This is a genomic window from Tessaracoccus sp. OS52 (assembly GCF_020687685.1).
Lineage (GTDB): Bacteria > Actinomycetota > Actinomycetes > Propionibacteriales > Propionibacteriaceae > Arachnia.
On record NZ_JAJEWM010000001.1, the window covers coordinates 53,833 to 74,525 of the forward strand.

Sequence of the window (20,693 nt, forward strand, 5' to 3'; positions counted from 1 at the left end):
ACCGTAGCATCGGCGTTGCAACGTTACAATGAAACCTTTCAGACCTAGGACGAGGAGGTCCTCATGTCCAGATTCATTCACACCCGGACGCTCACCATTGCCGCACTCATCACCGTCTCTGCTCTGGCCGCAGGATGCGCAGGGGAGGCGGAGTCGGTGACTCCCGAGCCCGTTGAGGTGGTCACCGAGAGCCCGTCGCAGGATCAGGACGGTGCCGCCAAGGGCACAGATGTTGAACCGCCCACCCCGCCCGGTGAGGTGTTCCCGTTCGAGGAGATCACCCCGGGGATCGGCGAGGGCCTGAAGATCGGCTTCATCCAGCTCAACCTTGCTTCGCCATTCCCCTCGGCCCTCCAGTCCGGCATGCAAGAGGCCGCTGAGGAGGCAGGGATTGAGCTCATCACGTGCGATTCGAAGTTTGACACTCCAACGGCTCTGGACTGCGCACGGCAGATGGCCACCCAAAAGGTTGATGGCCAGATCACGTTCCAAGGAGACGCGGCCGCGGCCCCTTCGATCTGCGACGCCGGGCCGGATGTCCCGGTGATCGCGATCGACATCGACCAAGGCCCGTGCCAGACGGCGTTCGTCGGCGCGGCCAACGAGTACGCGGGAGAACTCGTCGGCTATCACACCGGGCTCTACATGGCCGCGAACTTCGACTGCGAGTACGACGCCTACCTCTCGCTCGAGTCCACCGCCGTCGGCCAGGTCAACGCCTGGCGGATGGACGGGACCAGAAAGGGTTTCGAGAGCGTATGCGGACCCATCCACGATGACCGGACGCTGGACACTGGCGCGGGTGGCCAGACCACCGAGGCGCAGCGTCTGGTGACCGACACCCTGACCGCGCTCCCCGGCGCTGAAAGGATCATCGTAGTCGGGATCAACGAGGACGTGATCGTTGGCGCACTCGCCGCAGCGCGTCAGCAGGACCGTGTGAACGACCTGTTCCTGGGCGTCCAGAACCTCGACCCCGAAAACTGCAGCATCCTGACCGCCCCCAACTGGATCGGCAGCGTCGCCTACTTCCCTGAGAAGTACCCGCTCCTGATCCTGCCGAACCTGGTGAAGGCGATCAAGGGGGAGCAGATCCCTGAGCAGATCCTCGTGCCGCACGAGTTCATCGGCCCTGAGCAGATCAAGGACTTCTACCCGGAGTACGCCTGCTCATGACAGAGACGAGCATCCAGATCCGGGGCATCACGAAGTCCTTCGGGCCGGTGAAGGTGCTGCACGGCATCGACCTCGATCTCTCTCCCGGCAGCGTCACCGCGCTGCTGGGGGAGAACGGGGCCGGCAAGTCCACCCTCGTCCGCATCATCGCCGGCGACCACCGTCCCGACTCAGGGGCAGTGTCAATCGATGGCTCTCCGCGGGCCTACACCGTCGAGGGTGCCCGCCGGGAGGGCATCCGGCTGATCTCACAGGAGATCAGCGACGCGCCCACCTTGAGCGTTGCGGAGAACGTCGTCCTCGGAGACTGGCCCAGGAAGGGCGTCTCCGTGGACCGGCGAGCCATCAGGCACGAGGCCGGGGCCGCTCTTGCCAGGGTGGGCGCCGACCTGGACCTCGACGCCAGGCAGAGCACCCTCCGGCTCGGTGAACGGCAGCTCGTCGAGATCGCTCGGGCACTCCGAGGCCAGAGCAGGTTGCTCATATTCGACGAACCGACCGCATCCCTTTCTGACGCCGAGGCCAGGAATCTCTATGCGGTGATCGCGCAACTCACCGCCTCCGGGATAGCGGTGCTCTACATCACCCACCGGATGGACGAGGTTTTCGCGATAGCCGACGAGGTTTGTGTCCTGCGTGACGGTGTGGTCTCTCTCCGCGGGAAGGTGGCTGACACCTCGCCTGCGCAGGTGGTGGAGGCGATGGTCGGTCGCAAGGTCGAGCAGACCCGCGGCCGCCACAAGGAGCACCCCGAGGGAGCCCCGTCGATCTCGGTGGAGGGAGCCAGTGGACGAGGATTCAGCGACATCTCAATCGACATGCACCCGGGCCACATCACCGGCATCTACGGGAAACTCGGTTCCGGAGTGGTGGAACTGTCCGAGGCTCTCTTCGGCACGCGGGACCTGACCAGGGGAAGACTGCTCTTGGGTGGACGCCCGGTTCACTTTCGCAGTCCCCAGGACGCGATCGCCCATGGCATCGGATTCCTGCCGCCGGACAGGGCGCGCGACGGGGCGTTCCTCGCCCTGTCAGTGTCCAGGAACTTGGCGGCGCCAAGCTGGCGGAGGCTCGCTCACGTCGGGTCGTTCTTGAGGAGCCGAATGGAGGACGCCGCATACCGGCGCTGGCACTCGGAACTGGCGGTCCGGTCCACCGGCCATCCCTCGCAGCGGTTCAGCACCCTCTCCGTCGGCAACCAGCAGAAAGTCCTGCTCGGACGCTGGCTGGAGGCGGACTCAAGGGTCCTCATCCTCACCGAACCCACCCGCGGGGTGGACGTCGGTGCCCGGCAGGAGATCTACGCCGTGTTGAGGGGGTTGGCGGACGCGGGTACCACCGTCGTCGTCGCTTCCTCGGACTACGAGGACATCGTCGCGGTGGCCGACATCGCCCACGTGATGGTGCGGGGAAGGGTGGTGGCGACACTGCCGCATGCGGACATCGACGTCCAGTCACTTACTGAAGCTGCAGGAGGAAACAAGAATGGCCAATAGGACTTTGGTGAAGCCGAGCCTCGCTGGGGAGGAGGCGACCTGGAACAGGCCCGGGCCGTCGCGTCGCCTCCGATTGCCCGAGGCGACGGCGCTGATCGGGTTCCTCCTCGTTGAGTTGATGTTCTTCTCCTTCGCCTCCCCGTACTTTCTGAGCTGGACGAACTTCGTGAACATCCTCACCACGCTGTCGGTAACCGGGATCCTGGCCGCAGGTGCGACGATCCTGCTCATCGGGGGACAGTTCGACCTCTCAGTGGGCAGCGGCGTGGCTTGGGTCGGTGTTGTCCTGGCCGTAACCGCACCTATCGTGGGATTGCCGTGGGCGATCATCCTGGGCGTGCTCGCGGGCATTCTCGTCGGAGCGCTGAACGGGATCATCGTCACCGGGATCGGTGTGAACGCCCTCATCACCACGTTGGGCTCCATGGCGATCTTTCGCGGCCTCACCCTCTCGGTCGGACAGGGGCAGAGCATCGGGATCCCCGGGTTCGACTGGGCCCTGATCCGGCCGTTCCTGGGCATCCCGCTGCCGGTGATGGTGTTCGCCGTTGTCGCAATCGGGGTTCACTTCCTGTTGAACAACACCGTCTATGGCCGCTCGATCTACGCGGTGGGCTCCAACAGCTCAGCCGCCCGCCTCGTCGGGATCAACAACCGTCGGAACCTTTTCATTGCGTTCCTGATCTCCGGGGCCTGCATGGCCATCGCTGGGTTGTCCACCGCCTCACAGCTGGGTTCGACCTCAGGTACCACGGGAACCGGGCTGGAGATGGCCGCCATCACTGCTGTCATCCTCGGGGGGGCCAGCCTCGGGGGTGGCGTCGGCTCCATGGGAGGCACCCTGCTCGGGCTCTTGATCGTCGCGCTGCTCGGCAACGGTATGACGCTGATGAACATCAACTCCTCGTGGCAGCAGGTGGCCACCGGTGCTCTGCTGATACTGGCCGTCTCGCTGGACGTTCTTCGCCAGAGGATGTCCAAGCGTTGATCAGACACCTGGAGCCTGTCAACATCGCTGAGGAGCTGAGACAGGCCGCCTTCATGAAGCAGACCGATCAGGTGCCGCGGGAGAACTGGATCAAGGATGAGAGGCTGAGCCGGATTGCGATGCACCGGTCGCGGCGTCGAGGCATCGCAGGAGTGGAACGTCGAGAGACCAGGCGCTCTGCGGTCCGATGCGTCGAGTACTTGCCAACGGGCGGCCCCCGGGCGTGGATCGTGTGGCTCCACGGTGGGGGATGGGTCTTCGGGGAACCCGAGGGCGACGAGGGGATGCTCGTGACCTGGGTGTCCGCCACAGGTTGCGCTGTCTCCGCCGTCGACTACGCCCTGGCCCCCGAGCACCCGTATCCAGCCGCCCTCGACGACGCGACGATGGTGGTCGAGGACCTGATCCGCGAAGCTCCAGGCCTTCCTGTCGTGGTCGCCGGCGCGAGTGCGGGGGCCACGCTGGCCGCTGGTCTCTGTCTGCGCCAGCGGGATCGACGTCGCCCCCTACCGGACGGACAGCTGCTGATCTGTCCACCTCTGGAGGACGACAACCTTGAGAGCGACCTCGGTCCGCTCAGCCGGAACGCCATGCAGACGTTCTGGAAGCTATGGGCAGGCGAAGGGGATCTGGACGTTTACGCCACGCCGGGCAAGGTCAAGGACTTCCGTGGCCTGCCGCCCGCCCACATCTTCACGACGTCGGCTGACCCGCTACGGCTGGAGGGATGGCGCTACGCGACCAATCTTGCAGCTGCGGGAGTGGATGTCGAGGCCCAGTTCGTCGCCGGTGGCTACCACGGTTTCGAGTACGAGGCGCCGGAGACGAAGTTCAGCCGCGACGCCTCGGATCGTTGGGCGGAAGGTCTCAGGCGATTGGTCGAGCGGGCGAGCGCTGGGAGGGGTTCGCAGTCGGTGGCGAACTGATCTCCATGGACGTCCCCGACGGAGTTACGGCACAAGCGCCGCCCGGATCATCTCCACCATCACCTCGGTGCACCTCCGGGGGTCGACGTCGGGGTTGACCAGCCATTGTGCCTCCACGCCCTCCGCCGCTCCGAGCAGCAACGCGGCGATCGCGTCAGGATCGGCGTCGGCACGGACCTCGCCCCTCTCGATCGAGGAGCGCACCGCCTCGGCTGCGCCGCGACGTACCAGTTCGTGCCGACGCGAAGCCCACGCCCGCGCGGGGTGATCCGGGTCCGACGCCTCGGCGGTCAGGACGTGCGCCAGTTGAACCAGCAGCCGGTCCTTGAGGATCTCGGTCACGATGTCGGGAAGCAGGTCGAGCAGGTGGAGTATCCCTCCGTCCTGGGCCGCCTGGTCGTCCAGGATGTGCAGTCGCTCATCCCTCAGGTCAAGTAGCGCCAGGAGGATGGCCTCCTTGCTCGGGAAGTAGTGGAGCAGCCCGGCGCGGGTGTATCCGGAGCGCTTCGCGACCTCGTTGAGGGAACCGCCTTGATAGCCGTGGGCGCCGAAGACCTCCTTGGCGGCGTGGAGGATCCGCTCGCGCGGCTCCAAGATCTCCTCTGACTCCATGGGGCCAGCTTCCCACATCCGTGAGGCTAGAACCTTGACTACCTACTAGTTGGTAGGTACCTTCTTCATGAAACGTTAAAGTCCTCACTGCTGAGGTGCCTTCAAAGGAGAAGCAAGCATGTCCGTTACCCGCTCATCGCGTCGACCCAACCCATGGTGGGTCGCCATCGTCGCCGGCATGGCGTCCTACATCGACGCCGCCGCGATCGTCAGCTTCGGCATCGTCCTCACCATCTACGCGGCCACCCTCGGGTTCGACCCCGGCCAGGTCGGGATCGCGGCGGGCGCGCTGACCTTCGGCATCGCCGTCGGCGCCGTGGTGGGCGGACAGCTCGGAGACCGATTTGGACGCAAGCCCGTGTTCTCGGTCACCATGGGCGTGATCATCGTCGGCGCTCTGGTGGGCATGTTCGCCACCTCCTTCGCGCCTTTCCTGGCCGGAGCCGTACTCGTGGGGCTGGGCACGGGCGCCGACCTCCCCGTCTCGCTGTCCACCATCTCCGAGGCGGGCGACGACAGCAACCGCGGTCGCCTCGTCAGCCTCTCCAACATCCTGTGGATGGTCGGCATCGTCGTGGCGATCCTCGGCGGCACCTTTTTCGGCAACCTCGGCTACCTTGGCGGCCAGATCCTGCTGGGGCACCTCGTCGTGATCTCTGTCCTGGTGCTGATCGCACGCCTCTGGATCCCGGAGTCGGACGTGTGGCTGCGCGCCCGCGCCGAGCGCGCCAGCGGCGCACCGACGCTGCGCGCCAGGAACTCGACGGTACGTGAGCTCCTCGGGTCGCGCTACCGCGCCCCCTTCCTCGCTCTGATCGTGTTCTACGCACTCGTCAACCTCTCGGCCAACACGGCAGGCCAGTTCGGGACCTACCTGCTGGTCAACGAGGCCGGCACGGACGTCTCCACCGCATCCAGCATCTCCCTGCTCATCTTCCCGGTCTCCATCGCCGCCATGCTGGTCTTCCTGAAGGTGGCAGACAGTCGACGCCGCTTCTCCTTCTTCACATTCGGTGCGGTGCTGTACGTGGCCTCGCTCCTGGTGCCCGCCATCTTCGGCTTCACCGTCACCACGTTCCTGGTCTCGGGCTTTGCCGGCGCCATCGGCATGGCCTTCTCCTTCGAGACCATCATGAAGGTCTGGGCGCAGAAGAGCTTCCCCACCCTGCTGCGCACCACCGCTCAAGGCACCATCATCGCGGTAGCGAGGTTCTCCGCCGCCATTCTGGCCACCTTCACCCCGCTCATCCTGCAGGCTGGGGTGCAGGTCCTCTACATCTTCCTGGCGTCGGTCAGCCTCGTCGGCATGGTGGTCGCCTGGAGCGTGTTCCGCACCTACGACCGTCGCAACGAGTTCCTCGTCGAGGACGACGTTGCTGACGACGTGGAGCCCGAAGACGCCTTCATGTCCCACTGAACACACCCCTCCACGAACAGGAACCGAACAATGTCGCGAATGACCGAGCACCTTGAGGCCCTGCGCCAGCCGCCCATCGAGTACCGGCCGGAGCTGCGGTGGTGGCTGGCCGAGGGCCTCCACACCGACGCCACCCTCCGCGCCGAGATCCAGGCGGCCCACCGCCTGGGCTTCGGGGGCATGGAGTTCCTCGCAATGGACGAGGACAACATCGACCACGCCCGCTACGGCTGGGGCTCGGAGGAATGGGTGCACGACTCGGGCATCGTGCTCGAAGAGACCACCAACCGAGGCATGTCGGTCAGCTTCACCTCCGGCACCAACTGGTCCAACGCCAACCTCCCGACCATCCACCCGGACCACCCCGCAGCCTCCCAGGAACTCAACTACGTCACCGAGGAGCTGACCGGCGGGCGGGGTCGGGCGGGCGAACTGCCGCGCATCGACCTGAACGAGGACCGCGGCGGGCCGGCCCTCCCCGGTCACAGGGTGGCGCCGAACGAGCAGCACCTGGTCAGCGTCGTCGCCGCGCCCCTGCTGGAGCCCTCCGGCAACCGGCTGGCCGTCGACGGCGTCGTCGACCTCACCGCCCACGTCGACGGCACCCGCTTGGAGTGGTCCCCGCCAGATGCGCGGGACTGGCGGCTGTTCGTGTCCTGGACGCACGGCACCGGGCAGACGGCCTCACCGTCGGCCACCGTCAACTACACCATCAACTACATCGACCGCGACGGCGTCGACGCCCTGATCGCCTACTGGCGCGACGTCGTGCTCACTCCCGAGTTGAAGGCGACGATCGCCCGCAACCCGCGCGCCCAGATGTACATGGACTCCCTGGAGCTCACCACCTGGGGCCTGGGCGGCATGTTCTGGGGCCACTCCCTGGCCGCGGAGTTCCGCGCACGCCGCGGCTACGACGTCGCCCCCTGGCTCCCGTTCCTGACGCGCACCACCCAGCTCATGGCGGCCGCCACCACCTACCACTGGGAGCCCGACGACGCCCATCGCGTGACTGTGGAGAAGGTGCGGTTCGACTTCGTGCGCACCCTCACCGACCTCTACATCGAGAACACGCTGCGTCCACTGGCGGACTTCCTCCACGACAACGGACTCCTGCTGCGCGCCGAGATCAGCTACGGACTCCCGTTCGAACTGACCCGCCCCGGCCCGGAGGTCGACGGGATCGAGACCGAATCCCTGGAGTTCGGCGCCCAGATCGACGCCTACCGCCTCCTCGCCGGGCCGGCGCACCTGTTCGGCAAGCAATACTCCTCCGAGACCGGTGCCACCTCCCGAAACCACATGCTCGACCACCGGTTCTACGACCAGATCATCGCCACCCAACTGGCAGCCGGAATCACCAAGACCGTCCTGCACGGCTGGTCCAGCACCTCGGGCGCCGAGGGCGCCACCCAATGGCCCGGCCACGAGGGCATGTGGTCCATGTTCTCCGAGCGCTTCGACACCCGCCAGCCCGCCAGCGAGTTCTACCCGCTGTGGAACGACGCCGTCGGCCGCTACCAGTACCTGCTGCGCCAGGGACGGCCGCGCATCGACGTCGGCATCCTCCGCACCGACCACTTCGTGGACAACATGTGCGGCTTCGCGTTCCTGGACGCCGACGGCAATCGAGTCCCCGACGAGGAGGCCTACGGCACGTGGTGGATGCGCAACCGGGAGAACCACTGGTGGCAGGACCTGGGCATGCAGGACGCCGGCTGGAGCTACGACTTCCTCGACGGCAGCCTCCTGCAGCACGACGACGTCACCTTCGCCGACGGCCAGGTCCAGCCTGACGGGCCCGGGTACCAGGCGCTGATCGTCTACCAGGAGGCGCTCGACCCCGAAATCGCGGCGCTCCTGCTCGAGTGGGCACGCGACGGGCTGAAGCTGCTGCTGGTCAACGGCGCACGCGAGCTGCAGCTGCTCGTGGCCGGCCGCCACACCACGCACGAGCAGGCCGCCATCCGGACCCCCGGCCTCGACGGCCGCGACGAGGAACTGGCCGCCACCATGGCGGAACTCCGATCCCTCCCGACGGTGCTGGAGGTCGATGACCCCTCCCAGACGGTGGCGGCGCTGCGGCGGCTCGGGGTGACCGGCCGCGCCGAGTTCGTCGCCGCCAACACCCAGGTGCTGACCTATCTCCGCGAGGACGGAGACCTGCTGCACCTGTACGCCTACCACTTCCTCTACGAGACCGGCGCTCCCACGCAGGTGGAGATCTCGCTGTCCGGCGAGGGGGCGGTACTGCGCATCGACCCGTGGAGCGGTGCCGTTCACAGGCACGACGGCGCCCGCTTCGTCGACGGCTGCACGGTGGTCACCGTGTCACTGGCACCGGGCGAGACGGCACTGTTCACCGTCGACCGCTCGCAGCCGGCATCGCCGTCGGAACCGGCCGCGGTGCAGGTGCTGGCGCAGCTCGAGCGCTGGCGGATCGCCGTCGAGAGCTGGGACGCCGGTGAACCGGAGCTCATCACCGAGGACCGCGGTCTCGGCTACGTCACCCGCGAGGTGCGGCCCACCACCGCCGTCACCCGGCTCGAGTCGGCCAGCACCGAGCTCGCTCCCTGGGCCGAACTCGACGGCGTGGGGCACGAGGTCTCGGGCGTGGGGGAGTACGCCTCCGCGTTCAGCCTCGACGATGTCGCCGCCGGTACCAGGTATCTCCTGGACCTCGGCTCCACCCTCGGGGGACTGGGGTCGGTGTCCGTGAACGGCGGTCCGGCTCGCGGCTTCGACACCTCCCGTCCTGTCGTGGACGTCACCGACGACCTCCGGGCCGGAGAGAACGAGGTGGTGGTACGCGTCGCCAGTTCGCTGAACAACAGGCTCATGGCCCGCGGCTACTACGAGAACGTGGGCGACATGATGGCCGTGATAACGGGCGAGGAGGTCCTGCAGGTGGCGACGGTCCGCGCGCACGGCCTGGTGGGCCCGGTCCGTCTCCTCGCGGTGGCCGCCGACTGACCCGGCGGCAGTGCGCCGAATGCAACAGCACCGCCCGCGACGGGTAACCCGTCGCGGGCGGTGCCTCGTCCAGCTCGGCGGAACCTTCGGCGCTACGCAGAGACAGGTTCCTTCAGAGCGATGACCACCTCACGCTCCTCCGGACCCAGGACGACGACGCTGTCGCCCTCGACTGTGCCCGCCGACGCTGACGCTATGTTGGAAGCGAGCCCGGGCAGGTCGATCCGGACCAGCCCGAGGGGCTGGTCGCCCCTCAGCTCCACGCGGACCTCATCGCCTGTGGAGGTGATGGTGAAGTCCATGGTCCGGCCGTCGTTGATGTTCACGTTGGCCCACTCCGTGACCGCCCCGTCAGCCAGCCAGGAGACCGGGAGGCCGCGCCCGATGATGACGGTCCCGTCCACGTGGACCGAGGCGCACGCCTGCAGGATGGCCTGCTTGGAGAATGACGTGCCCCAGCTCTCGTAGTTACCGTAGGACTCCTGCGGCAGGTACATGCCCACCCACTGGTCGCGGCCCTTGTACTCGAAGGCCTCGGACCACTGGAACGGGGCGCACTGGTTGTCGTAGAGGAACTCGACGTTCTTCATGGACTCGGTGCGGAACCTCTCCGAAGCCAGGCACTGCAGGCCGGCGGAGGCGTTGTACGTGGACCCGTAGGTGACGTGGCTCCACCACGCACCCCAGCTGCCGTCGGGGATCACCCGCCGGTCGCGCTCGTGCAGGGACCAGGCGATCGATTCGTCGAGCTTGTCCTTCCAGGTCCCGCCCAAGGCGTAGCCCTTCAGCTGCGCGCCCCACGGGAACGTGGACAGCGCGCCGGCGTAGGGCACCCAGGAGTAGAAGGACCCGCGGGTGTAGCGCAGGTAGGCCAGGTCGTCGAAGGCGCCGAGGTAGTGGTCGATTCCCCTGCGTTCGCGCGTCCGGTCCAAGGCAGCGTTGAGGGAGTCGTTCAGCGACTCGATCTCCGTGTCTGCCCATTCCACCTCCTGTGTCACTCCCAGGCGTTCCATCAGGTAGCGGTACGCCTGGAGCCCGTGCAGCGCGGACCAGTTGTCGCACAGCAGGAAGTCGCCGTCGTCGGACCAGTTCTCGAAGTCCTCCCCCTTGCGCATCAGCCCCTCGTGTTCCGGGTCACCGAAGACGCGGCAGTCGTGGATGTTGCGCGCGGCACGCTTCAGGAACTCGCGCAGTTCGTCGTCGAAGAACGCCAGGTCACCGGTGTTCTGGAGGTACTGCGCGTAGGGGAGCATGAACTTGCCGATGGTGTCCATGTAGTTGAGGCCGTCCCAGTCCGCGATGTCGGAGGAGTTCAGCACCCGGTAGTACGACGACGCGAGGATCTGCTTGCCCAACTCGTAGTCGCCCTCGCGCATGAACTGGTCGACGTAGTTGGGTACGTCGTGCGGGAAGGTGCGGTCGTAGCTCTCGAGGCGTCCGGGGTTGAGCACGCCGGCACGGATCTCGTAGTCGCCGCCCTTTTTGACCATGCAGCCCCACAACAGGATCTGGATCGCCTTGTACATGTCGGCGATCCCCTGGTGGGGCAGCCGCACCGGGTGCGCCAGCTTGCCGATGCGCTGGTCCCAGCCGTCGGCCATCCGACGGTAGTTGTCCTCGTAGAGGCCGTAGGCCTCCGGGTTGGCCGGGTCCAGGTCGGCGCCGGTCGCCCTCGAGACGAACTCGAACTCCGCGACGGCGTCAGCCGCCAGTTCGACGTCGAAGTCCATCGAGGAGGTGCTGTGCCGGGTGGGCAGCGTCGCGAGCGGGAGGTGGATCCTCGGGCTGGCGTTGATGTGCAGGGTGCCGGCAGCCTGCTCGTCACCGCGGTTGGTGACGGTCACCTTGGAGTAGACGACCGTCGCGTCGTCGGCCGGGGTGCGCACGGCGAAGTGCTGGATGGCAAGTTCGAACGGGCCTGCCTGCCAGGTGGAGATCGGGCACGGCTGGTAGCCGTCGCGCATCTCCCAGCCGATGGCGAGCTTCCGGTCCGGGGCGAACTCGTCGGGGAAGTAGTGGTTGCCGGCGCTGTCGATCGTGTACTGGATGACCGGGCCCAGGCCGGGAGCGACTCCGCCGCCCATGAAGGTCCACGACTTGGGGTGGTCGTGGATCGTCCCGATGTGTAGCCACTTCAGGGCATCGGGGAGGTAGGTGATCCGGTCGACGCCGTGGACCCCGTCAGGGCCGAGCACCGGCCCCCGGTGCATGTTGGACGGTTCCGAGAGGGCGAGCGCCTCCAGAGTGGGAACGAGTGCCTCCACGGGAGCTCCTAGCTGCTTTGGTGGGAGTTTGGTTCGTGAACTGCGAAACGATTCGCGTTCGGATGGACGCTATCCGCGCGTGGCGGGGATCGTCAACAGAATCGGGCCCGGGCGCCTAGATATTCGACTTGTGGATACGGTAAGCGAACCTGTGCGATGCTCCCAGCGGAAGTGGTCGATCCACAGTTCTGAGGTCGGTGTGGGACGGCGACGGGGCCAAGGTGCCCCCGTGCGCTTCCGTCCTGTCCCGAAACAACTCCCAGCAAGGAACTCTCCTCATGATCGATTTTCAGGATCGCGCCCAGGTCGCCAAGGCCATCCAGTACACCAACGTCAACCCGGACCTCACCCGTGAGGGGCTCCTGGCCCACCTCGAGACCTGCGTCCAGTACAACTTCAACGCCGCGATGGTGGGACCCTGCTGGGTCTCGCTGGCCAGCGAGGTCCTCGCCGGCACGGGCATCACCGTCGCCTCCACCCTCAACTTCCCCATGGCCAACGACACCCTCGGCATGAAGCTCGCCGCGCTGCGCGAACTCGCCAAGGCCGGCGCCCAGGAGTTCGACTTCCCGCCGAACCCCGGCTACCTGCTGGGTGGCATGGAGGAGGAGTACCGCGGCGAACTGAAGGAGATCGCCCGCGTCGCGCACGAGGAGGGCATGGTCCTGAAGGCCATGCTGGAGTTCGGCTTCCTGCCCACCGACGACCTCAAGGTCCGCGCCACGCGCGCTGCCTACGAGGCGGGGATCGACTGGGTCAAGCAGTCCTCCGGGTGGGGCAAGGGCGGATACGAGGCCACCGCCCACGACGTCTCACTGCTCGCGGATAACATCGAGGCGCCGTGCCGTGTGAAGGTCTCCGGCAAGGTCAACACCCGCGAGAAGATGCAGACCATGTTCGAGGCTGGTGCGGAACTCGTCGGAACGTCCTCCGGCCCGGCCATCGTCGACGGAATCGAGGGAGATGCGAGTGCCTACTGAACCAGCCGCCAAGGTGGTGGTGCTCGGGTCCTACGCAAAGGCCCTGGTCATCACCGCCGACCGGATCCCGATCACCGGTGAGACGCTGATCGGACGCCAGTACCGGGAGACCTTCGGGGGGAAGGGCTCTGACATGGCCGTTCAGGCCGCTCGCCTCGGCGCCCCTGTGGTCTTCGTCGGCGTAATCGGCGACGACAACCACGGCCGTGAGTTCGTCCAACTGATGTCGGCCGAGGGCGTCGACACGTCCGCCCTCCGGGTGTCGGTCGACCGGCCAACCGGCGTCGGCCTGATCATCAAGGACGAGGCCGGCCACAACATCATCGTGGTGGACATGGGCGCCAACGAGGAGTTCGGGGAATCCGAGCTGGAGTGCCTGGCCGCCGTCATCGAACCCGGCGACGTGGCGCTGGCGCAGTTGGAGATCCCGCTCGCGGCAGTGCTCCGGGGGCTCGCCAGCGCCCACGCCCAGGGGGCTGCCACTGTGCTCAACCCGGCCCCGGCCAGCGACCTGCGGGGACTCGACCTCTCCTTTGTGGACTACCTGACCCCGAACGAGACCGAGGCGCGGGTGGCGCTCGGGCGGGACCCCGGCGACGGCGTGACCAACCTGGAAGTCGCCCGGGAACTGCTCGGGCTCGGGTGTGGCCGGGTGGTCATGACCCTCGGAGAGCAGGGCGCGGCCGTCTACGAGTACGCCGACGGCGACGTCGTCGAGACGCACGTCCCGGCTTGGTCCGTGGCCACCGTGGACTCCAACGGTGCTGGCGACAGCTTCAACGCCGCGTTGTGCACCGCCCTGCTCGAGGGTCGGCCCGTAGACGACGCGGTGCGGTTCGCGGCCGCCACCGCGGCACTGTGCTGCACGCAGTGGGAGACCGTCCCCTCCTACCACTCGCGGGCGCAGGTGGAGGAGTTCATGATGACCGACGACAAGGAGCTCGAGGATGCGCGCTGACCGAATCATCCACCCCGGCCTCGCCAAGGCCCTGGCCGAGTTGGGGCACACGGACACCGTCCTGGTGACCGACGCAGGCTTCCCCATTCCCGCCGGCGCCAACCGCATCGACCTGGGGTTCTACCCCGGGCTGCCGGACGTGTTGGACATCCTCCGGGTGCTGCGCAGGGAACTGTTCGTCGAACAGGTGCGGTTCGCGCCCGAGGTGAGGACGCACCACCCGCGGCTCTACGCCGGGGTGCGGGAAATCTTCACAGGCGCGGGAGCGCCGTTCATCGCGGCCCCGCACGAGGAGCTGATCGAGGTCTGGGCGCCGCGCGCGAAGGTGGTGGTGCGCTCCGGCTCGTTCGAGCCCTGGGCCAACTTCGCCCTCACGGCCTCGACCGACCCGTTCGCCTGGTTCATCGACGACGACGTCCAGGTGCTGCCCGCCTACGTCGAGCGCCGGCGCCTGATGCGGGAGAACGTGGTCCCGGACCTGCCCTGAGGGTCTGCGGGGGTCACTTCGCAGTCAGCTTCAGCACCGTTTCGGCGGTGCTGAAGTCCGTCACGAGGTAGTTGATCCACTGGCCGCGCAGCGCCCCGACGATGGCCGGGGCCTTGCGCGGCCCGCCTGCGACGGCGACCCGTCGGGGGATCTGCATGAACTGCTCCAGCGGAATCCCGACCACCCTCCGGTTCAGCGGCGAGTCCACCACCTCGCCGTGGACGTCGAGGTAGCGCAGCAGGATGTCACCCACCACTGCCTTTCGGCGCAATTCGGCTTCGTCGGCCTTCGAGATGGCGTTGCCAGAGGCGCGGAAGAAGGGGCTCGGCTCCAGGCCGCCAATGCCGACAAGTGCGATTGTCAGGTGCTCCCAGGCCTGCACCACGGGGCGCAGTGACCCGTCGCTGAGCAGCGAACTGACAGCGGCGGGGGTGTCCAGCAGGCCGGGGGCCGTGAGGTAGTAGGGAGTGGCCCCGGTCATCATCGCGAGCCTTCCCAGCAACCGGTTGGCGCGCTCCTGCGTGGAGGTGACGCCCCGGCCCCCGACGAGCTGGACCACCTCCTTCGCGCGCTGCCCGCCGCCGGGGTTGAGTGCCTCGACGCTGGCGAGCAGGGTGGCTGACCACGACGAGAAGCCCAGGCTGTCCGAGGGGCCGAGTGCCTCCTGCAGGAAAGTGGCCGTGGCCGCGCCGAGGGCGGGGGCCAGCAGCTCACCGGAGGCCGGGTCGTCGACGACGATCGCCTCGTACAGGCCGAACCTGCGCTCAAGTTCCGACTCGACGTCGGTGTTCACTCCCGGTGGGGCGGTGACGACCGTCCTGACAAGTCCCAGTTCCTCGGCACGCCGCAGGAGCCGTGAGACCCGGGTCTGGGAGATCCGCACCGTGCTGGCGACGTCCACCTGCTTCATCCCGAGTTCGTGGTAGAGCTTGGCCACCTTCGTCATCAGACGGAGCTGGTCCGCGCGCGGCATCAGTGGGTCACTGGTCATTGGGACCTCCTCTTCCGCACACCCTAGCGCAGGATTATTGCTATGGCGACTACCGTAGTCGCGCTGGTTGTCGGATATTGACGGCTCGCGTTACGTTCTGGGTCCGACCTCAATCGATACGTTTCACCCTCGGAGGAATCGCAATGAAGCGAACACTTATCACCGCCGCAGCCGGCGCCATGGCGCTCGGACTTGCTGCCTGCGGCGGAGCCGCACCCACCACGCCCGCAGACCCGACCATGAGCAGCACAGCCTCCGGTTCGGAGGTCGTGGCTGAGGAGAGCGGCACCCTCACCATCTGGAACTGGGGCAATGCCGACGAAGCGGCCGCGGCCTACCAGGAAGAGGTCATCGCCGTCTTCAACGAGGCGCACCCCAACGTGGAGGTCGAGGTGGTGGCGCAGCCCTTCGACCAGTACTACACGCTGCTGGGCAGTGCCATCGAAGCCGGCACAGCCCCCGACCTGGCCTTGTTCAACGGCGGCACCCAGCTCCGGTCCCGCGCGGACAAGCTTGTCCCGGTGACCGACGAACTGGCCGACATCAAGGACCAGTTGGCCGGCTGGCCCGCGTTCGAGGCCGACGGCGCGGTCTACTCCGCGCCGACCTTCCTGCAGGGCTTCCCCATCTACTACAACAAGCAGATCTTCCGCGACGCCGGACTGGACCCGGAGGCGGCCCCCACCACGTGGGAGGAGCTGTCGACCGTCTGCGAGACCATCGCGGCAAAGACGGAGGTGTCTTGCTTCGCACTCGGGAACAAGGAGGGACTCGGCATCGAGTTCTTCATGTCCGGGTTCGCCTCGGGCATCTTCACGCCCGAGGAGTACGACGCCTGGATCAATGGGGAGCGGGACTGGACCAGTGAGCACTCCAAGCAGGTGCTGCAGCTGTGGCAGGACACCGCCGCCGACGGCTGGTACAACGAGGGGGCCAACTCCACCGCGATGTTCAACGATTCGTTCGACCTGTTCTCCGGCGGCAAGGCCGCGATGGTCATCGGCCTCACCTCCGGCACGGCGCACTGGATGCAGTTCGCCGACTACCTGGGTGAGGATCTGGGCTTCATGATGCCGGTGACGATCAACGAGGGCACCACGCTCGCGCTGCCCATCGAGGGCGGCATCGCCTACGGCATCCTGAACCCCGAGAAGAAGGAACTCGGCGTCGACTGGATCAAGGCGACGGTGGACCGCGACGCCCTGGCCAACTACGCCATAGCCGGTGGCCAGATCGTCTCTGACACCACCATCGAGCTGGACACCGACATCCAGGCGGCCAACGACATCGTCACCAACCTCCCGGGCAGCAAGCCGCTCCTGCACACCGCACTCAGTGGCGAGACGCTCGACCTCCTGCACCGGCTCGGGCAGCAACTGCTCGGCGGCGACGTGACCGTCGACGACGCCGCAGCGCAACTCGCCGCCTCCGAGGGATGAGTTGATCGTGTCCACGCATTCGCACCTGGGTCAGGGGGCAACCCTGACCCAGGTTGTGGACGGGCCGACGACGTCGGCTCCGGCCACTACGCCTGCCACCGTCGCCGACGGCGCCCGGGCCAGGAGGGGCGGGGGGCGACGACATCGCCTCAGCTCTGAGCGGGTCTGGCCCTACCTGCTGGTCCTGCCGACGCTGGTCATCCTGCTCGTCTTCCGGATCGTTCCCCTGGGCATGGGCGTCAACTACTCGTTCACCGGCGACGGCGCCCTCAACGGCGCCTTCGTGGGGCTGGACAACTACGTCACCCTGTTCCAGGACGAGCGCTTCCAGGCCTCGGCCCGCAACGTCATCGTGATCTTCATCTTCGTCCCCATCCAGGTGTTCGTGGCCGGGATCCTCGCGACGGTGATCTACCTCAAGGTGCCGGGCGGCAGTTTCTACCGCGGCGTCTACTTCCTGCCGGTGGTGCTCTCGCCGATCATCATCGGAGCCATCTTCAACATCGTGCTGGCGGCCAACGGGCCGCTCAACCAGCTCGCGGCGTCGGTGGGTCTGCCTACGGTCGACTACCTAGGGCTCCCCGAGACCGCCCTGCCGAGCGTCCTGACCGTCCATATCTGGGCCACCTTCGGCATGGCGCTGGTCATCTTCCTCGCCGGCTTCGCGACCCTTGACCAAGACCTGCTGGACGCCTCCAAGATCGACGGCGCCACGCTGCCGCAGACCATCTGGCACGTGATCATCCCCGGACTGGCCCAGACCATCCAGTTCGTCTTCGTGACGACGACGATCGGCATGCTGACCGGGCTGTTCGGGTTGCTCTACACGATGACTGCGGGTGGCCCAGGGGCTGCCTCCTACCTGCCGGAGTACCTGATCTGGAAGCTCAACGGCGAGGCCAGGCCCGCGATGGCCTCGGCCGCGTCGGTCTTCCTGCTGGCCATCGTGCTGTTGATCGGGCTCGTGCAGATCCGCGTACTGCGCAAGGCCACCAGGGAGTTGTGATGAAGCGCGAACGAAGAATGATGTGGGTCCTGGCGATCCCGATGGCGCTCCTGGCGCTGGGCACGATCTACCCGATGCTGTACGCGTTCAACATCTCCTTCAAGAGCCGCAGGGAGTACGTCCTGGACAGGCTCGGCCTGGCGCAGGGGATCAACATCTCCAACTTCGTGGACGCCTGGAACCAGGCGGGCATGGCCCAGTACTTCACGAACACCATCATCGTGACGGTGGCCTCGGTGGCGCTGCTGCTGGTCTTCGGGTCGATGGCCGGGTACTCGCTCAGCCACCTGGCCTTCCGCGGAAACCGCGCGGTGTTCCTCACCATCCTGGCTTGCATGATGATCCCCTTCCAGGTGGTCATGGTGCCGGTCATCAAGCTGCTGAGCGAACTCTCCCTGATGAACACCCATCCGGGTCTGATCCTGGTCTACGTGGCCCAGTTCCTACCCTTCACCGTGTACTTCATGACGGCCTACTACTCGGGCATCCCGGCCTCCATCACCGAGGCCGCGCGCGTCGACGGCAACGGCATCTTCGGCGTGTGGCTGCGCATAATGCTGCCCATCGGCAAGCCCGCGCTGCTCTCCCTGGGCATCCTGAATGCGCTGTTCTGCTGGAACGACATCCTCATCGCCCTTCTGATCATGCAGTCACCCGCCAACCGCACCGTCATGGTGGGCGTCAGCGCGCTCCGGGGCCAGTACCCGGACAACGTGCCCACCTACATTGCCGGCGTGCTCATCGCCGTCATCCCGCTGGTGGTCGTGTACCTGATCTTCCAGCGCCAGATCACCGCTGGAGTCACGGCCGGCTCGACGAAGGGCTGACCCTTGCCAACTGAACGCGTGGAGATCCACGTCGCACCCGACGGGTCTGCCTGGGCCGACGGTTCCCGTGGCTACCCGGTCGGTGACCTGCACGCGGCCATGCGGCTGGTGCGGGCCCGCCGGGAGCCCGGGCAGCGCGCCGTCGTCTGGCTGGACGGCGGCCTGTACCGGCAGTCGGAGACCCTGGTGCTCGACGGCGACGACTCGTTCACAACCTTCGCCGCTGTGGACCCGGACGCCAGGCCCGTGATCAGCGGTGCGGTGACAATAGGCGGCTGGCGCCCGGTGCGGGTCAACGGCGTCGACGCCTGGGCCGCCCCGGCTCCGCGGAAGCGTGGCCGGTGCCTGTTCGTCGACGGCGAGCGTGCGCCCCGGCCCCGGTTCCCGGTCGAGGGTTACCTGTGGATCGAGGAGCAGGCGGGCCTGGACCCCGCGGGCAGCTTCGTCGGCACCCTGCTGCAGGGGGCTGACAATTTCACGTTCGCCGACGGCGACCTGCCCCCCATTGCCGACCCGGGCCAGGTGGAGGTGGTCGTGCCCCACTACTGGGTGCAGGAACGCATGCCCGTCACCGGGATCGACCGGGAGCGGCGGCTCGTCCAGAGCTCGCTGCGCAGCATCTTCGCCCTCCGCGACGACGCCGTGGAGCGCTACGCGCGCTACTGGCTGGACAACGTCGCCGAGACTTTCGGTGCCCGGGACGGCCAGTGGTACCTGGATCCCACCGGCTCCCTCGCCGACGCAGCGGGCGAGACCATCCTGCTGCACTGCGACGGGGACCCGGGTGAGCGCGACGTCGAGTTCCCCGTCCTGGACGTGTTCGTCGAACTCGCGGGCGCGGCCACCCGCCCGGTGCGGGAGATCCGGTTCGAGGGCATCGCTTTCGCGGGCGCCGACTTCGCTGAGGTGCCTGCGGCCCGGGCTCCCTTCGGCGTGCGGGAGGACCCGATGCTGCCACGCGACGTCGGCTTCGCCGCCGACGTGCAGGCGGCCTCGTCGGTCCCCGGCGCCATCCGGGCCACCCACGCGCGTTCCTGCGCGCTGGTGGACTGCCGGGTCGAGCGTGTGGGCGGCTACGCCGTCGAGCTGGGTCCCGGTTGCCGGGGGAACCTGATCAGCGGCTGCACCTTCGAGGATCTTGGGGCGGGAGCCGTCCGGTCCGGCGGCTCCGACGATCCCCGGGCCCATGACTTCAACCGCGACAACTCCGTCTGCGACAACGAGATCGTCGGTGGCGGCCGGTCCTACCCGAACTGCGTCGCGATCCTGTTCCAGCACGGCTCCCACAACGTCATCGCGCACAACCACATCGCCGACTTCTACTATTCGGGGATCTCTGTGGGCTGGACCTGGGACTACGGCGAGAGCCCGTCCCAGGGCAACCGGGTCATCGGCAACCACATCCACCACCTGGGCCAGGGCAGGCTCAACGACATGGGCGGCATCTACCTGCTGGGGATCGCGCCCGGCACCGAGCTGCGCGGCAACCACATCCACGACGTCCGGTGCGCCAACTACGGCGGCTGGGGAATCTACCTCGACGAGGGCTCATCCCACGTGGTCGTCGAGGGCAACATCGTCCACGATGTCTCCAGCCATGCGTTCCACCAGCACTACGGGCGCGAGAACATCCTTCGCAACAACGTCCTGGCGTTCGGCGGCGCGGGGCAGGTGTCCATCACCCGTCCGGAGGCCACGGTCTCGTTCACGTGCGAGCGCAACATCCTCGTGGGCGATGGCGGACCGGGCTTCGTCGGCACCGAGGGTGCCCTGGACGTCACCAACTACCGCGTCATCTCGGACCTGAACCTGTTCTGGGACCTGAACCCTCAGGAGTCGGCGGTGCGTGCCGGGGTCGGGCTGCGGGAGCACGACGACGCGGGCGAGGTTGCGTTCGTCATCACCCGCGGTCGCGACGCCGAGTGGCATGCGGACGGCCACGACCACCACTCGCTCACAGCCGACCCTGGGTTCGTCGACGTAGACGCGAGGGACTTCCGGGTGGCGGGGGAGACGCCGGCCACGCGCCTGGGCATCGTCGTGCCCGACGTGTCCGACGCGGGTCCCCGGCCCGTCGTACGCCGTCGACATCCGCTGGCGGGGAGAACCCTTCGTGAGGAGTTCCCACGCGCCATGGGGTAACGACGGCGTGG

16 protein-coding genes are annotated in these 20,693 nt (G+C 67.3%); 13 read left to right on the top strand and 3 right to left on the bottom strand.

The genetic code is table 11. The features are described 5' to 3' along the window. Window positions 1-63: 63 nt before the first annotated feature. Genes LKO27_RS00235 through LKO27_RS00250 form a run of 4 tightly spaced genes read left to right on the top strand, consistent with a single transcriptional unit; the run spans window position 64 to window position 4,586 of the window. A complete protein-coding gene (locus tag LKO27_RS00235; protein WP_227734901.1) occupies window positions 64-1,176 on the top strand; it encodes a sugar ABC transporter substrate-binding protein in 1,113 nt (370 codons plus the stop codon). Continuing rightward, complete coding sequence (locus LKO27_RS00240) at window positions 1,173-2,672, top strand: sugar ABC transporter ATP-binding protein (protein ID WP_227734902.1); 1,500 nt, start codon at window positions 1,173-1,175, stop codon at window positions 2,670-2,672. The genes LKO27_RS00235 and LKO27_RS00240 overlap by 4 nt, the downstream gene beginning before the upstream one ends. Continuing rightward, a complete protein-coding gene (locus LKO27_RS00245) occupies window positions 2,662-3,660 on the top strand; it encodes an ABC transporter permease (RefSeq protein ID WP_227734903.1) in 999 nt (332 codons plus the stop codon). The genes LKO27_RS00240 and LKO27_RS00245 overlap by 11 nt, the downstream gene beginning before the upstream one ends. A gap of 53 nt (window positions 3,661-3,713) precedes the next feature. Then, window positions 3,714-4,586: an alpha/beta hydrolase gene (locus LKO27_RS00250; RefSeq protein ID WP_227734904.1), complete on the top strand. Its 873-nt coding sequence runs from the start codon at window positions 3,714-3,716 to the stop codon at window positions 4,584-4,586. A 24-nt stretch (window positions 4,587-4,610) separates the two neighbouring features. Here LKO27_RS00250 and LKO27_RS00255 read toward each other — a convergent pair whose 3' ends face one another. Continuing rightward, complete coding sequence (locus LKO27_RS00255; RefSeq protein WP_227734905.1) at window positions 4,611-5,198, bottom strand: TetR/AcrR family transcriptional regulator; 588 nt, start codon at window positions 5,196-5,198, stop codon at window positions 4,611-4,613. A 118-nt stretch (window positions 5,199-5,316) separates the two neighbouring features. Between LKO27_RS00255 and LKO27_RS00260 the strand changes: the two genes are divergently transcribed. Next, window positions 5,317-6,615, top strand: coding sequence for an MFS transporter (locus LKO27_RS00260; RefSeq protein WP_227734906.1), 1,299 nt, complete (start codon window positions 5,317-5,319; stop codon window positions 6,613-6,615). A gap of 39 nt (window positions 6,616-6,654) precedes the next feature. Next, window positions 6,655-9,588: a glycosyl hydrolase gene (locus LKO27_RS00265; RefSeq protein ID WP_227734907.1), complete on the top strand. Its 2,934-nt coding sequence runs from the start codon at window positions 6,655-6,657 to the stop codon at window positions 9,586-9,588. A gap of 92 nt (window positions 9,589-9,680) precedes the next feature. Here the strand turns inward: LKO27_RS00265 and LKO27_RS00270 are convergent, their stop codons facing one another. Next, the gene (locus LKO27_RS00270; protein WP_227734908.1) at window positions 9,681-11,852 is read right to left on the bottom strand and encodes a hypothetical protein; all 2,172 of its coding nucleotides are present in this window, start codon (window positions 11,850-11,852) and stop codon (window positions 9,681-9,683) included. Between the two features lie 278 nt (window positions 11,853-12,130). Here LKO27_RS00270 and deoC point away from each other — a divergent pair, with 278 nt between their 5' ends. From deoC to rbsD, 3 genes are read left to right on the top strand one after another with little or no spacing between them, the layout of a single operon-like run. Further along, complete coding sequence (gene deoC / locus LKO27_RS00275; protein WP_227734909.1) at window positions 12,131-12,832, top strand: deoxyribose-phosphate aldolase; 702 nt, start codon at window positions 12,131-12,133, stop codon at window positions 12,830-12,832. Continuing rightward, window positions 12,822-13,790 (top strand): ribokinase, encoded by a 969-nt coding sequence (locus LKO27_RS00280; protein WP_227734910.1) that lies wholly within the window; start codon window positions 12,822-12,824, stop codon window positions 13,788-13,790. Before deoC ends, LKO27_RS00280 begins: the two co-directional genes overlap by 11 nt. Further along, complete coding sequence (gene rbsD, locus LKO27_RS00285) at window positions 13,780-14,277, top strand: D-ribose pyranase (RefSeq protein ID WP_227734911.1); 498 nt, start codon at window positions 13,780-13,782, stop codon at window positions 14,275-14,277. Before LKO27_RS00280 ends, rbsD begins: the two co-directional genes overlap by 11 nt. Window positions 14,278-14,290: 13 nt before the next feature. Here rbsD and LKO27_RS00290 read toward each other — a convergent pair whose 3' ends face one another. Beyond that, window positions 14,291-15,268: a sugar-binding transcriptional regulator gene (locus LKO27_RS00290; protein ID WP_227734912.1), complete on the bottom strand. Its 978-nt coding sequence runs from the start codon at window positions 15,266-15,268 to the stop codon at window positions 14,291-14,293. Between the two features lie 143 nt (window positions 15,269-15,411). Between LKO27_RS00290 and LKO27_RS00295 the strand changes: the two genes are divergently transcribed. Genes LKO27_RS00295 through LKO27_RS00310 form a run of 4 tightly spaced genes read left to right on the top strand, consistent with a single transcriptional unit; the run spans window position 15,412 to window position 20,682 of the window. Beyond that, window positions 15,412-16,707: an ABC transporter substrate-binding protein gene (locus LKO27_RS00295; protein ID WP_227734913.1), complete on the top strand. Its 1,296-nt coding sequence runs from the start codon at window positions 15,412-15,414 to the stop codon at window positions 16,705-16,707. Window positions 16,708-16,714: 7 nt separating this feature from the next. After that, a complete protein-coding gene (locus LKO27_RS00300) occupies window positions 16,715-17,713 on the top strand; it encodes a carbohydrate ABC transporter permease (RefSeq protein WP_227734914.1) in 999 nt (332 codons plus the stop codon). Further along, complete coding sequence (locus LKO27_RS00305; protein WP_227734915.1) at window positions 17,713-18,540, top strand: carbohydrate ABC transporter permease; 828 nt, start codon at window positions 17,713-17,715, stop codon at window positions 18,538-18,540. Before LKO27_RS00300 ends, LKO27_RS00305 begins: the two co-directional genes overlap by 1 nt. Window positions 18,541-18,543: 3 nt before the next feature. Next, on the top strand, window positions 18,544-20,682 hold the full coding sequence (locus LKO27_RS00310) for a right-handed parallel beta-helix repeat-containing protein (protein WP_227734916.1): 2,139 nt from the start codon (window positions 18,544-18,546) through the stop codon (window positions 20,680-20,682). Window positions 20,683-20,693: the final 11 nt, after the last annotated feature.